The sequence below is a fragment of the Caldicellulosiruptor naganoensis genome (assembly GCF_026914285.1).
Classification (GTDB): Bacteria; Bacillota; Thermoanaerobacteria; order Caldicellulosiruptorales; family Caldicellulosiruptoraceae; genus Caldicellulosiruptor; species Caldicellulosiruptor naganoensis.
This window is the reverse complement of the sequence record NZ_CP113864.1, coordinates 2,020,478-2,033,128: the sequence shown is the minus strand read 5'-3', so window position 1 is coordinate 2,033,128 and position 12,651 is coordinate 2,020,478. Positions and strand designations below refer to the sequence as shown.

General features: G+C 35.4%; 14 protein-coding genes and 1 riboswitch. Of the genes, 13 read left to right on the top strand and 1 reads right to left on the bottom strand.

Annotated features, from left to right (window positions below; genetic code table 11):
- Positions 1-10: 10 nt before the first annotated feature.
- On the bottom strand, positions 11-277 hold the full coding sequence (locus OTJ99_RS10175) for a DUF4176 domain-containing protein (RefSeq protein ID WP_045166319.1): 267 nt from the start codon (positions 275-277) through the stop codon (positions 11-13).
- A gap of 208 nt (positions 278-485) precedes the next feature.
- Between OTJ99_RS10175 and OTJ99_RS10170 the strand changes: the two genes are divergently transcribed.
- The 13 genes from OTJ99_RS10170 (at position 486) to OTJ99_RS10110 (ending at position 12,498) form a co-directional block, all read left to right on the top strand.
- Positions 486-1,481 (top strand): LacI family DNA-binding transcriptional regulator, encoded by a 996-nt coding sequence (locus OTJ99_RS10170; protein WP_235374992.1) that lies wholly within the window; start codon positions 486-488, stop codon positions 1,479-1,481.
- 43 nt (positions 1,482-1,524) lie between these two features.
- Positions 1,525-3,033 (top strand): xylulokinase, encoded by a 1,509-nt coding sequence (xylB, locus tag OTJ99_RS10165; protein WP_045166321.1) that lies wholly within the window; start codon positions 1,525-1,527, stop codon positions 3,031-3,033.
- 135 nt (positions 3,034-3,168) lie between these two features.
- Positions 3,169-4,665: an HD-GYP domain-containing protein gene (locus tag OTJ99_RS10160; RefSeq protein WP_235374993.1), complete on the top strand. Its 1,497-nt coding sequence runs from the start codon at positions 3,169-3,171 to the stop codon at positions 4,663-4,665.
- Between the two features lie 62 nt (positions 4,666-4,727).
- Positions 4,728-5,309 carry an ANTAR domain-containing response regulator gene (locus OTJ99_RS10155; protein ID WP_045166322.1) on the top strand — a complete coding sequence of 194 codons (582 nt, stop codon included), beginning with the start codon at positions 4,728-4,730 and terminating at the stop codon, positions 5,307-5,309.
- 104 nt (positions 5,310-5,413) lie between these two features.
- On the top strand, positions 5,414-6,019 hold the full coding sequence (locus OTJ99_RS10150) for a gamma-glutamyl-gamma-aminobutyrate hydrolase family protein (RefSeq protein ID WP_235374994.1): 606 nt from the start codon (positions 5,414-5,416) through the stop codon (positions 6,017-6,019).
- Positions 6,016-6,798, top strand: a complete 783-nt coding sequence (locus tag OTJ99_RS10145) for a mechanosensitive ion channel family protein (protein ID WP_045166323.1) — start codon at positions 6,016-6,018, stop codon at positions 6,796-6,798. The genes OTJ99_RS10150 and OTJ99_RS10145 overlap by 4 nt, the downstream gene beginning before the upstream one ends.
- 48 nt (positions 6,799-6,846) lie before the next feature.
- Positions 6,847-8,565 carry a proline--tRNA ligase gene (locus tag OTJ99_RS10140; RefSeq protein ID WP_045166324.1) on the top strand — a complete coding sequence of 573 codons (1,719 nt, stop codon included), beginning with the start codon at positions 6,847-6,849 and terminating at the stop codon, positions 8,563-8,565.
- A 121-nt stretch (positions 8,566-8,686) separates the two neighbouring features.
- A complete protein-coding gene (locus OTJ99_RS10135; RefSeq protein WP_045166325.1) occupies positions 8,687-9,313 on the top strand; it encodes a cyclase family protein in 627 nt (208 codons plus the stop codon).
- 112 nt (positions 9,314-9,425) lie between these two features.
- Entirely contained in the window at positions 9,426-10,052 is a 627-nt protein-coding gene (locus tag OTJ99_RS10130; RefSeq protein WP_045166326.1) for a phosphoribosyltransferase, read from the top strand.
- A 99-nt stretch (positions 10,053-10,151) separates the two neighbouring features.
- Positions 10,152-10,676 (top strand): helix-turn-helix domain-containing protein, encoded by a 525-nt coding sequence (locus OTJ99_RS10125; protein WP_045166426.1) that lies wholly within the window; start codon positions 10,152-10,154, stop codon positions 10,674-10,676.
- A gap of 20 nt (positions 10,677-10,696) precedes the next feature.
- Complete coding sequence (locus tag OTJ99_RS10120) at positions 10,697-11,605, top strand: hypothetical protein (RefSeq protein ID WP_045166327.1); 909 nt, start codon at positions 10,697-10,699, stop codon at positions 11,603-11,605.
- A 114-nt stretch (positions 11,606-11,719) separates the two neighbouring features.
- On the top strand, positions 11,720-12,055 hold the full coding sequence (locus OTJ99_RS10115) for a hypothetical protein (protein ID WP_235374996.1): 336 nt from the start codon (positions 11,720-11,722) through the stop codon (positions 12,053-12,055).
- Positions 12,043-12,498: a hypothetical protein gene (locus OTJ99_RS10110; protein WP_235374997.1), complete on the top strand. Its 456-nt coding sequence runs from the start codon at positions 12,043-12,045 to the stop codon at positions 12,496-12,498. The genes OTJ99_RS10115 and OTJ99_RS10110 overlap by 13 nt, the downstream gene beginning before the upstream one ends.
- Before the next feature lie 8 nt (positions 12,499-12,506).
- Positions 12,507-12,599: riboswitch (NiCo riboswitch) on the top strand.
- The last annotated feature ends 52 nt before the right edge of the window (positions 12,600-12,651 follow it).

Genomic DNA, 12,651 nt, shown 5'->3' with positions numbered 1-12,651 from the left:
TTATCACCCCTTATTTTAGCATTTTTCTCATTTCAAATTCAAGTTCATCCTCGTACCCTTTGAATAGTACTTTATCAATGTCTTCCTTGTTAAAGAAAATGTTGTAATCAGCCGAAAGGTTTCCCTCAGGATAAAAACAAGCAACATAATCAAATTCATGCCCTGTTCGCGAATTGAACTGTTTTCGACCATAAATCATTAATGGTTTATTTCCACCTTTTAGAACGACTACACTTCCAATTGGAAGCCATTCGCTTTCCACCTTAATCACCCCCATAACCTTTATTTCCATTTTATCAAAAAAAAGAAACGTCAATAGATGTTTTTGTAATATATAGTTAAAAATTCAAATACCTAACTTGCTATTTTTAAAAATTTTGTTGATAAACCAACTACCAATGTGATAAAGTATATAACAAAGAGAAATCGAAATCGGTTACAATATCTGATGTTTATAAAGATGAGAAAACAAAGAGAATTAGGAGGTGAAATTTTTGCCGTCAATTGAAGATGTTGCAAAAAAGGCTGGTGTGTCAAAAGCCACAGTTTCAAGGGTTTTGAACAACAGTGCAAATGTATCAGAAAAAAAGAGAAAGGCTGTGCTTGATGCAATAAAGGCTTTGAACTATACTCCAAACGTCACTGCAAAGAACTTGGCAAAGAGAAAGACTGAAACGGTTGGAATTATAATCCAGTCGCTGAGCGGTTGGTTTTACGGTGTGGTAGTTGACCTTCTTAACAATTACATATCAAAACGAGGATATGGTGCAATATTTTGCCAAATTTCAGACAATATAGACTATTTTAGATTTCTTGTTGGCAGAGTTGATGGAATAATTGTGTTTGGATACAAAACCATTAACAAAGAGTCACTGAGGCTTTTAAAAGCTAACAATGTGCCAGTGGTGCTTGCAGAGAATAATACTGAATATTCAGATGTGCCGCGGATAAATGTAAACAACTTCCAAGGAGGATACATGGCAACAAAGTATTTAATAGACAAAAGTTGTAAAAAGATTGCTCATATTTTAGGTCCGTCAGATTCTTTTGAAAGCCTTGCAAGGTTTAAAGGGTATAAGGCGGCCCTAAGTGATGCTGGAATTGAATTTGATGAAAGACTTTGCGTTGAAGGAGATTTTATGTTTCAAAAGGCATATGAGAATATCAAAAAGCTTGTCCAAACACAACAGATTGATGGCATATTTGCAGCAAATGATGTAATGGCATATGCAAGCATATATGCTTTAAATGAGATGGACATTAAGGTTCCCCAGCAAGTGAAAGTTGTTGGTTTTGACGATGTAGATATATTTGGGTTGAGACTGAGCAAAATGCCTAAGCTCACAACAGTTCGTCAACCAATTGATTTAATGGTCAAAACTGCCTGTGATATTCTTTTTGACAAAATAAATAACCCTGAGAAAAAATTTGAAAGCGAGTATGTACTGGATACTCAGCTGATTGTCAGAGAGTCTGCTTAAAGAGGATTAAAAATTATTCTTGAAAAAAGGGAGGTTGTTCCAGATGTACTTTATTGGAATTGATGTTGGAACATCAGGTACAAAGACTATTTTGACAGACTCAAAAGGGAACATTTTAGCTACCGCCACTTTTGAGTATCCTCTTTACCAGCCACAGATAGGCTGGGCTGAGCAAAACCCTGAGGATTGGTGGGAGGCAAGTGTAAAAGGAATTAAAGCTGTGCTTGAAAAGTCCAAGGTAAACCCTGAGGAAGTCAAAGCTGTGGGACTTACCGGCCAGATGCACGGGCTTGTTATGCTTGACAAAAGCTACAATGTCATAAGGCCATCAATCATCTGGTGTGACCAGAGGACAGCAAAAGAATGTGATGAGATAACCGAAAGAGTGGGAAAGGAAAGACTTATAGAGATAACAGCAAACCCTGCTTTAACAGGTTTTACTGCTTCTAAGATATTATGGGTTAGAAATAATGAACCGCAAAATTATGAGAGGACTTATAAGATATTACTTCCAAAGGACTATATAAGATTTAAACTCACAGGCGAGTTTGCAACAGATGTGTCAGATGCATCTGGTATGCAGCTTTTGGATATTAAAAATAGGTGCTGGTCTGATGAGGTGTTGCAAAAACTTGAAATAGACAAAGAACTCTTAGGTAGAGTGTATGAATCACCAGAGGTAACAGGCACAGTATCAGAGGAAGCAAGCAAAATAACAGGTCTTGCGAAAGGAACACTTGTTGTTGCAGGTGGAGGAGACCAGGCAGCAGGTGCTGTTGGAAATGGAATTGTAAGAACAGGTGTTGTATCGTCAACAATTGGCTCATCCGGTGTTGTTTTTGCGCACTTAGATGACTTTAGAATTGACCCTGAGGGTAGGGTTCATACATTTTGCCATGCAGTGCCAGGAAAGTGGCATGTGATGGGTGTGACACAAGGTGCAGGGCTTTCTTTAAAGTGGTTTAGAGACAACTTTGCTCACATCGAAAAGGCTGCATTTGAGTTTATTGACAAAGATCCTTACATTTTGATGGACCAAGAAGCAGAGCTTGCAAACCCAGGGGCAGATGGACTTGTATTTTTACCATACCTTATGGGTGAAAGAACACCAATCTTAGACCCATTTGCAAAAGGGATTTTCTTTGGGATAACTGCAAAGCATACACGAAGAGAATTTATAAGAGCTGTTATGGAAGGAGTTGTATTTTCTCTTAAAAACTGTCTTGACATCTTGGTTGAGATGGGGATTGAGATAAAGGAAATAAGAGTCTCTGGCGGTGGTGCAAAGAGCAAGCTCTGGAGGCAGATGCAGGCAGACATATTTGAGATGGATGTATGGACGTTAAATTCCAAAGAAGGTCCAGCATTTGGTGCAGCTATCTTGGCAGCAGTTGGTGCAGGAGAGTATACTTCAGTTGAAGAAGCGTGTGATGCAATGATTCAAAAAGTAGATGTTTGCAGGCCTAATCAGGAGTTGTTTGATGTTTACAGAAAGACTTATAAGCTATACAATAGTATATATCCGCGAGTAAAGGATTTGTTTAGGCAATAAATTCACTAAAAGCAACTGAACTTGATGGAGAATTCAAAAGAGGGGGCTATGAGCCCTCTTTTTTGCTATTTTTCTTAAAGGAGTTTTACGAAGTTTGTCGAAATAAATATTTATGTGAGTTTTTTGGCAGGAGGTTTGAAATTGAAGACACAAAAGAAACTATTAAAACATATTCTTGAATTTTTAGTAATTCTTTTCATCTGTTTTCCTTTGGGTATTCAAATTGCTAAAGTCTTTTGGAAACTTAAAAGTCCGATGTTTGAATATCTTCAACTTGCAAGTCTTTCTTCCGCCATGATTTTCTTTTCTATTTTCTATGTACTCAGATACGGTACTGTTTTAAAACAATATCGACTCTCTGAGAAAAAGCAAAAACTCATCATCGACAAATTAAAGGAAGAGAAAGAAACTATTGAAAAAGGGTATATTAACAGTATCCAGATGAACAAAGAAATGACAAGTATTGTAAAAAGGCTAATTGATACACAGAGAGTGCTAAAGCAAAAAAATGAGTGGCTAAGAAGCTTTTTTGAGCTTACAACAGAGATTTTGAGCCTTTCAGATGCCTATGAAGTAATCAAACTACTGGGTAGTTTTGAAAGTAAGAGCTTAGGATTTTTGAGAATTAGTGTATATTTCAATAATCAAGACAATGTATTTAAACATTTGTGTTATTTCGGGAAAAAAGACCCTGATGAAGAGTTGCTGCTAAAAAAGGCAAGGGAAGATGTCAATATTGCTTACAGAATGGAACAAAAGGACAATCTTCTTAAAATAGCCGTTCCAATGATATCAGAAGACAAGTGTGAAGGTGTTTGCTTTTTTACAATCAGATGTAACTTTTTAGAAAAGGAAGATATAAGTTATTACATAAGTGTGTGCAATTTTATAACAATAGCAATTAAAAATTCAATTTACTATTCAAATCTAAAGAAGCAGAAATTAGAGATTGAGGATTTGTATGAGAAAAGTACATATGTTAACGAAAAATTAAAAGAGACTATCGAGGAGCTAAATAAGTCAAAGGTTGAGCTGGAAAAGAAAAATGCTGAGATAGAGAGATTTTTTTATGAAATAATCCTTTGTCTTTCAAAGGCAATTGAGTACAAGGATTTGTATACAAAAGGACATTGTGAACGGGTACAATCTATTGCTTTAAAGATTGCAGATGAGCTTGGACTTTCTAAGGATGATAAAGATGTTTTAAAGGTTGCCTGTCTTCTTCATGATATCGGTAAGATTGGTATCAAGGAGGAGATATTAAATAAAAAAGAGCCTTTATTACCTCAAGAGTATGAGGAAATAAAAAGACATCCGTTAATCGGATACAACATTCTAAAGGATTTAGACTTTATGAAGAGAATACAAAAAGTTATCTTGCAGCATCATGAAAGGGTGGATGGCAAAGGTTATCCGTATGGCTTGAAAGACGATGAGATTGATTTGTTGGCAAGAATAATTTCTGTTGCTGATGCATATGATGCTATGACATCTGACAGGCCTTATCGCAGAGCTTTTACTAAGGATGAGGCTTTGAAGGAACTTCAAAGATGTGCAGGAAGCCAGTTTGATAAAAGTATTGTAGAAAAACTTCTTAGTTTGGCACAAAAAGGAATGGTGATGTTTTTATAGAAAGAAGGTGTGAGGTGTGGTAAAATTATTTGAGATAAAATTAAAATGGAGTATGAGATAAAATGTATAAAGTAATTTTGGCTATAAGAAATCAAAAACTATTTGGTACTGTGAAAAGTACATTGATAGAAAATGGATATTCAATTGCGGACACAACATTAGATTTTTCTGACTGTCTCAGAAAAATAAGAGTGTTAAAGCCTAATATAGTAATTATGGAGTATGGATTTAGTGTAGGAAGTATGGTTGAGATGGTAAATATCCTTAAGAATGATAGAATATGTCCTGTTGTTATACTTGCAAACCAAGCCCAAAAGTCGAATATAGAAAGTGTGATTTTCGAGGATGATGAATTTAATGTATTTTTATACAGTCCATTTAACAAATGGGCTTTCATATCTTTTGTTGAGATGGTAATCAAAAACTGGATAAAACTTAGGAAATTAGAAGAACATATAAGAAAACTTCAGGATGATTTGGAAACAAGAAAACTTGTTGAAAGGGCAAAAGGAATTTTGATGAAGGAGCTAAAGCTTGATGAGGAACTTGCAATGAGAAAACTTCAAAAACTTAGTATGGACCACCAAATGCCTATTAAAGAAGTTGCAAGAAGAATCATAGAATGGAAGATGAACAATAAGTAGTAGAGGCCTTTAGAGAATAAAGGTATTAGTTTTTGGTGGTTTTGACCTTGAAAAATCACGCCTTTATGTTGTAAGCAGCTATTTAGAGGTTTTGCTGAGCTTAAATGCCAAGGTTATTATCTTTCCACTCAGCGAGCTTGCAAAGGGAAATAATTGAGGAGTACATAAATGAGTGTGACTGTGTACTTTTTTGTGGAGGTGAGGATTTACATCCAAGGTTTTATAGAAAAGAGCCAGAAAGAGGAATAAGAAAGATAAATCTTCTTCGAGATGAAATTGAGATTGAAGCGATGAAGCTTTCATATGAGCAAAACAAAAGAGTTTTGGCAATATGCAGAGGTATTCAGGTTATGAATGTTGCTTTTGGTGGTACCTTAAAGCAAGACATAGATAAAGAAGGCTATATAAGCCACTTTCAAGATATGGACGGCAGGTTTGGTTATCACACAGTAGAAATTAAAGGAAAGATTTTAAAGGAGATTTTTAAACATGAAGAGATTTTAGTCAATTCATTTCATCATCAGGCAATTGAAACTGTAGCTCAAGGCTTTTTGGTTGAGGCAACAGCAAAAGACGGAGTGATAGAGGCTATCTCGAGACATGATAGGGACTTTTTTGTGGGTGTGCAGTGGCATCCTGAGCTGATGTGGAAGCAAGATGCTTTGCAGTTTGAGCTTTTCAAAGAGTTTGTCAAGGAGTGCGCAGAATGAATTTTCAGAAAATTGGAGAACTTTTACTAAAATACAGCGGAAAGATAATCTATTCTATACTCATAGTAATAGTTGGATTTCTTGTTTTGAAAATTGCAAACAGGATGCTTGAAAAGTGGAAAAATAGAGAAAAAAGCAGTGTAATTCCATTTAATCAAAAACGGATAGATACTCTTGCGGCACTTTTTAAGAGTATTGTAAAATACTCTATATACTTTATTATGATTGTGCTTATACTTGAAAATTTTAATGTCTCAATCAAAACAATATTAGCAGTAGCTGGAATTGGAGGTTTGGCAATAGGTTTTGGGGCACAAAGCCTTATTCGAGATGTCATAGCAGGACTTTTTTTGATAATTGAAGATCAGCTATCTGTTGGTGACTATGTGACAATTGACGGGCGAAGTGGAATTGTAAAAGAGATGGGAATTAAGACCATCAAGATTCAGGACTTTAACGGTTCAATCCATATTATACCAAATGGCTCAATAGGTGCTATTACAAACTGGTCAAGGTACAATTCTAAAGCAATTGTTGATGTGAAATTAAACACAAAGATGAGCTATGACGAGGTTTCTCAAAAACTAAAAGAGGTGTTTGAGGAAATTGAAAAAGAGTTTAAAGATGACATTGTAACACCGCCACAGATTTTGGGTATTGTTGATACTAACTGGATAGAATACACTTTAAGGATTGTGACAGAAACCAAACCACTTAAACACTGGGATGTTGAAAGAGAGATGAGAAAGAAAATTATAGAAAAACTATTTTTAAACTAAGTCTTTCTACTACAAAACAAAATTTAAGAAAGGGGAAAAAGAAAAGATATGAAAGTATCTGAGCTTTTCATGCCAACAATGAAAGAGATACCTTCTGATGCCGAGATAGAATCACACAAACTTATGCTTCGATCTGGTTTTATGAGGCAGCTTTCATCAGGTATTTACGTTTATCTACCACTTGGATACAGAGTTTTGAGAAAAATTGAAAATATAGTGAGAGAAGAGATGGACAGAGCAGGTGCTCAAGAAGTACACATGTCAGCTCTGATGCCAAAGGAACTGTGGGAAGAGTCTGGCAGGTGGGCAGTTTTTGGCCCTGAGATGTTTAAGATAAAGGACAGAAATGAAAGGGAGTACTGCCTTGGACCGACTCACGAAGAGGCTTTTACTTACATTGTCAGAAATGAGATTACATCTTACAGAGACCTTCCAAAGATTCTGTATCAGATTCAAACAAAGTTTAGGGATGAGAGAAGGCCAAGATTTGGTGTTATGCGCTGCAGAGAGTTTACAATGAAAGATGCATACTCTTTTGACATAGATGAAAGAGGCTTGGATATATCTTACAAGAAGATGTATGATGCATATGTTCGAATATTTAAAAGATGCGGACTTGATGTAAAGATTGTTGAAGCTGATACAGGTGCAATGGGTGGATCAAACTCACATGAGTTTATGGTACCATCATCTGTTGGTGAGGCAGAGATTGCATACTGCAAGGCGTGTGGGTATGCTGCAAACTTGGAAAAGGCAGAGTGTTTGGATGAACCTGTTGAAAATACCGAAGAGATAAAGCAAATGCAAGAGGTCTACACTCCAAATGTAAGGACAATTGAAGAGCTTGTGAACTTTCTTAATATAGATGCAAAAAGATTTGTAAAGACAATGATATACAGGGCAGATGACAGGTTTGTCGCAGTTTTAGTTCGAGGCGACAGGGAGGTCAATGAAACAAAGCTCAAAAACCTTTTAAAGGCAAATGAGATTGAGCTGGCGAGTGCTGAAGATGTCGAGAGGATAACTGGTGCAAAGGTCGGGTTTGCAGGTCCTGTTGGACTTTCAATAGAAATCTATGCTGACAATGAGGTAAAATATCTCAAAAACTTTGTAGTAGGTGCTAACAAGACAGATTATCATATAAAGAATGTAAATCTTTCGGATTTTAAAGTAACAAAGTTTGCAGACCTCAGGAATATAACACAAGACGATCTTTGTCCAAAGTGCCGTTCTCAAAAAGTGACAATTGAAAGAGGAATTGAGGTTGGTCATATATTCAAGCTTGGCACAAAGTACACAGAAGCTTTTAATTGTGTGTACACAGACGAAAAAGGCGAAAAGAAACTTATGATTATGGGCTGCTATGGGATTGGCATCAACAGGACTGCCGCTGCTATAATTGAGCAGATGCACGATGAGGACGGAATAATTTGGCCAATTACTGTTTCACCATATGAGGTAATTGTGGTGCCTGTAAACATAAAGGATGAACAGCAAAGCAAAATAGCGTTTGAGATTTATGAAGATTTGCAGAAAAAAGGCGTTGAGGTTTTAATTGACGACAGAGATGAAAGGGCTGGTGTTAAGTTCAAGGATGCAGATTTGATAGGAATTCCGTTTAGAGTAACAATTGGAAGGAAAATAGCAGATGGGAGGATAGAGGTGCGAAACAGAAGAACAAAAGAGTCGGTTGAGGTAGACATAGAATCAGCAGTTGAGTTTATTTTAAATCTAATAAATGAAGAAAAGGCAAGATACGAGGTGTAAGTGAATACAAATGTTAAGACAGTAAAGGGAGCATTGATTGGCACTTTTCAGTGCTCCCTTTTGTTTTTATAGCTATTTTCGTTACTTTACAAAAAATTAAAAGAAAGGAGATTTGAATAATATGAAGATAATCGATGTAAGCCTTGACATCTCCAATGAGACCATTTCATTTCCAGGTGATCCAAAAGTTGAAGTAAAAAGAGTTTTTGACATCACAAAAGGTGATATTGCAACAGTGAGCAAACTCTCTTTGTCTTCACATACAGCAACACATGTAGACGCACCTGCACATTTTATAAAAGGTGGGCTGACAGTTGACAAAATTCCTCTTGAACACCTGATGGGTAAGGTAAAGGTTTTTGAGGTGCCAAAAGAGGATAGGATAACAAGGAGCTTTCTTGAGAAAAAGCATATAGAAAGAGAAAAAGCTATATTTTTCAAGACAAAAAACTCACAGTATTTAAATTCAAGCAAATTTTACGAAAAATATACGAGCCTTTCGCTTGATGCAGCAGAGTATCTCATAGAAAAGGGAGTAAAAGTTGTAGGCATTGATTACCTCTCAATAGAAGAGTTTGGTTCGGAAGATTATTCTGTTCACAAAAGCCTTCTTTCAAGTGGAATAATAATCATTGAAGGCTTAAGTTTGCTTAATGTTTCAGAAGGTGAATATGAGTTTATAGCTTTGCCCTTGAGAGTAAAAGGTTGTGATGGTGCCCCTGCAAGGGTAGTTTTAATAGAAAGATAGATATTGTACCATATTATACCATTTAAAAAGGCACCAGTTTGGTTAAATAAATATTAAGGTGTCTTTTTTATTACTGTAAATGGTTTGTCGAGGAAAAGGAGTGAATTTAAAAATGTACTTTAAAGATAGAGTTGACGCAGGAAGGAAATTGGCAGAAAAATTAAAATCATTCAAGGAAAGACAAGATGTAACTCTTTTTGCAGTTCCAAGAGGTGGAATAGTTGTTGCAAAAGCGATTGCAGATGACCTTAAACTACCTTTAGATATTGTCTTGGCAAAGAAGATTGGAGCGCCTTTTAATGCTGAGTTTGCTATTGCAGCGGTTGATATAAACGGAGATATTGTTTTAAACAGTGAGTATGTAGAATATTTTTCAGTGAAAGAGGAGTATATAGAACACCAGAAGGAAAAGGTTTTGAACAGCCTCAAACAACAGCTTATCAAGTACAGAGGAAAGCTGGAGTATGAGAGTTTAGAAAATAAAATAGCAATAATAGTTGATGATGGGATAGCAACAGGTGCAACCACAAAGGCGTGCATAAGATTTCTTTCAAAATTAAATCCTAAACAGATTTATATTGCAACTCCAGTGATTGCTCCGTCAACCCTAAAAGAACTTGAAAAAGAGTGTGATGACATTTTTTATCTTATCAGCAGAGAGCCTTTCTATGCAGTTGGTCAGTTTTATGTTGACTTTTCAGAAGTTTCAGAAGATAGTATTGAAGAGCTTTTGAGCTAAAAATTTTTAAGAGTTGTGTGCACAAAAATGTTAACATAAAGAGGGTTTTTGTGGTATTATAAAATCAACAAGACCATGTTGGTAAAGTGGGATGAAAAGATGGATTTTTACAGGATAGGTGATAAAGTTATAAGCCTTCAGAAGATAATTGATGAGGTTAAAAGAATTCTTGATTTGCGTCAAAAGGGGCTTTCACAAATAGAGGTTGCTGAAAAGCTGAAAGTTGACAGGTCATTTATTTCAAAGCTTGAAGGTCTGGGTGAGGTTAGAAAAGGCAAAAATATAGCAGCAATAGGCTTTCCTATAAAGAACAAACAAGAGGTTGAAGAAGTTTTGCAAAGTTATGGAATAAACTACTATCTATTGATGACAGAAGAAGAGAGAAATAATTTCATAAATTCGCTTTCTGCAGCACAGCTTCTAAATATTATGGGAGAGTATATAAACAACTTCAGAAGTTTTGATATTGTGATTGCAATGGGTTCAGATTTCAGGCTCAATTGGTTTAAAGCATTTTTGGATTGTGAGGTCATAACAATTCCCCTTGGGAAATCTCCTCTAAAGTATGATGTTGAAATAGATATAGAGACTCTTAAAAAGATTTTGGATACAATTACACAGTAGAAAAGAGGCGATGATTTTTTATGAAAAGGGTAGTAAGTGTCAGTATTGGTTCAAGTAAAAGGAATCACAAAGTTTTTGCAAATATCAAAGGGGTGGAATTTGAAATAGAGAGAATTGGGACAGATGGAGATATAAAAAAAGCAATTGAGATTATAAAAAGTCTTGATGGAAAAGTAGACGCATTTGGCATGGGCGGAATTGACATTGTACTTTATGGCGGGGGGAAAAACTACGTAATCAGAGAGGCTATTCCTATAAAAAATGCTGCAAAAAAGACACCACTTGTCGATGGTACAGGTGTTAAAAATACATTTGAAAAATGGGTAATAAAATACCTTCAAGAAAACAATATCATAGACTTCAAAGGGAAAACTGCTCTTGTTGTATGTGCGCTTGACAGATACAAACTTGCAGAAGGGCTTTATGAGGCAGGTTGCAAACTCTTGCTTGGTGATGCACTGTTTGCACTTGGAATTCCTTTTATGATCAAAAGCTTAAAGACCTTTTACTATTTGGCTGCCTTGCTTGTTCCGTTTATTATTAAACTTCCGTTCAGTATGCTATATCCTAATGACGATAAAAAAGAGCAAAATCCCAAAAAATTACAGAAATATTGGAAATACTATGAAATTGCAGATATTATAGCAGGTGATTATAAATACATTCAAAAGTACATGCCAGATAGTTTAGAAGGCAAGATAATAATCACTAATACTATTACAAAAGAGGATGTTGAGGACCTCAAAGCAAGAAAACTCAAAATGCTTGTTACAACAACACCGGAGTTTGATGGCAGGTCATTTGGTACGAATGTTGTTGAGGCAATATTGGTGGCTCTTACTGGTAAACGGCTGGAAGAGATGAGCCAGCAGGAGGTAGAAGATCTTATAAAAGAAATTGATTTTAAGCCAAGGGTAGAAATATTCTAATTAGTAGATTAAGATTTAAAGTTTGGGCTGATTGAGATTTATACAGTTACGTTTTTATTACATCACAATGAGAAGATATTTTTAAAAGGGTGCTCTAAGTACCTGCCAAGGAGATTGAGAAATGTTGTTGTCAAGAGAGCTTTACCAAAGTATGAAGAGTATATAAGATATTTAAATGGCATTGAGACAAAACTTGAGTTTTTTGTTTTTCAAAACAAAGAGCACATGGGCAAAAGATCTTTAAAGATGTACAATTATATCCTTCATCAAAGGTCAAATAATGCAATATTTCTGAATAACCCTTTTACTGAAAATATTCACATTAACTGTTATCTTGCATATTATGTACTAAAAAATATTTTCAAAAAGTATGGAATAACTCTAAAAGAAAAAAGGATAGGGATTATTGGAATAGAAAGAGCAAAAAATCAGGACTTTTGTATGAAATAGCTGAGCAGGTAGAAGTTTTAAACGTCTTTTCTGCATCTTCACATTTCACAAGGATTGCTGATGAGCTTTTAGGCGAGTTTGGAACTGTATCAATCAGGGTTTTTGACTATGAGGAGATTTTAAACCAAATGGATATTGTTTTTGTATTTGAAAATATAGAATACAAATCTTACAGAGGTAAAGGAGTAATCTGCTATCCAGAAAAAGGGATTGTTGAAGATGGGATGTTTACAAAAAGTTCTATTTCACCAGGAGACATCAAGGTTGATTTTCTTCCTTTAAAAGACATTGTTGAGTATGATATAATGCCTTTTTGTAATCTTCCACCTGCTATAATAGGAATCTTGAACGAAAAGCTGCTTTTTACTTCTATTAATAGCTTCTCAGATGCAAAAAGTATATTTACAAAAAACCTTTTTGATGTTAAAATAAAGCTCAAGTAAAAGTGAATAAAGTAAAAGGTGGTCAGAAAAGAGCAAGAAGTTTGCTCTTTTCGGGCCTGAGCAAAATCAGGCAGCAGGAGGCAAAATCCTGCGGGACCCATGTTTTTATAAAAACATGAGTCTTCGCAGGATTTTTTATATTATTTTAAGAAA

Coding starts and splice junctions, on each gene's coding strand:
- OTJ99_RS10175 (WP_045166319.1), bottom strand. CDS start 277: ATGGGGGTGATTAAGGTGGAAAGCGAATGGCTTCCAATTGGAAGTGTA.
- xylB (WP_045166321.1), top strand. CDS start 1,525: ATGTACTTTATTGGAATTGATGTTGGAACATCAGGTACAAAGACTATT.
- OTJ99_RS10155 (WP_045166322.1), top strand. CDS start 4,728: ATGTATAAAGTAATTTTGGCTATAAGAAATCAAAAACTATTTGGTACT.
- OTJ99_RS10150 (WP_235374994.1), top strand. CDS start 5,414: ATGCCAAGGTTATTATCTTTCCACTCAGCGAGCTTGCAAAGGGAAATA.
- OTJ99_RS10145 (WP_045166323.1), top strand. CDS start 6,016: ATGAATTTTCAGAAAATTGGAGAACTTTTACTAAAATACAGCGGAAAG.
- OTJ99_RS10140 (WP_045166324.1), top strand. CDS start 6,847: ATGAAAGTATCTGAGCTTTTCATGCCAACAATGAAAGAGATACCTTCT.
- OTJ99_RS10135 (WP_045166325.1), top strand. CDS start 8,687: ATGAAGATAATCGATGTAAGCCTTGACATCTCCAATGAGACCATTTCA.
- OTJ99_RS10130 (WP_045166326.1), top strand. CDS start 9,426: ATGTACTTTAAAGATAGAGTTGACGCAGGAAGGAAATTGGCAGAAAAA.
- OTJ99_RS10125 (WP_045166426.1), top strand. CDS start 10,152: ATGGATTTTTACAGGATAGGTGATAAAGTTATAAGCCTTCAGAAGATA.
- OTJ99_RS10120 (WP_045166327.1), top strand. CDS start 10,697: ATGAAAAGGGTAGTAAGTGTCAGTATTGGTTCAAGTAAAAGGAATCAC.